The sequence below is a fragment of the Pseudoalteromonas rubra genome, from assembly GCF_005887095.1.
Taxonomy (GTDB): Bacteria; Pseudomonadota; Gammaproteobacteria; order Enterobacterales; family Alteromonadaceae; genus Pseudoalteromonas; species Pseudoalteromonas rubra_E.
Map to the genome: position 1 here is coordinate 1 of NZ_PNCI01000158.1, position 356 is coordinate 356.

General features: G+C 47.5%; 2 pseudogenes. One reads left to right on the top strand and one right to left on the bottom strand.

The annotated features are described in order from the left end of the window. Positions 1-190 (top strand): annotated as a pseudogene (locus CWB99_RS23705) (hypothetical protein); the annotation flags it as partial. Between the two features lie 41 nt (positions 191-231). Here CWB99_RS23705 and CWB99_RS24735 read toward each other — a convergent pair. Then, positions 232-356: pseudogene (locus tag CWB99_RS24735) on the bottom strand (peptidylprolyl isomerase); the annotation flags it as partial.

The following is a 356-nucleotide window of genomic DNA, read 5'->3' on the forward strand; positions in this document are numbered from 1 at the left end:
TGTTAGTAACTCGTTTCGTCATGGGGTGGGCATTCGCATTACTCATGATGGCTGGGTATACAATGCCAGTGGCTTTGCTGCTGTAGCCATCGAGCTGCATGACGGCACATTTTATCGCGTTGGCAGTAATGACGCTGATAATCTGGCTAAGCATATTAGTGCTCACTTACCGGCTCAGGAACAAAGCTAAAAAAAGGCGCTTAAGCGCCTTTTTTAAAGAGTCACAGACAACTATTCGTGGTCGTGATCACATCCTCCTTCGCCGTGAACATGACCATGGGCTAATTCATCAGCGGTGGCATCGCGTACATCTACAATTTCCACGTCAAATTTTAGGTGGACACCTGCAAGTGGGT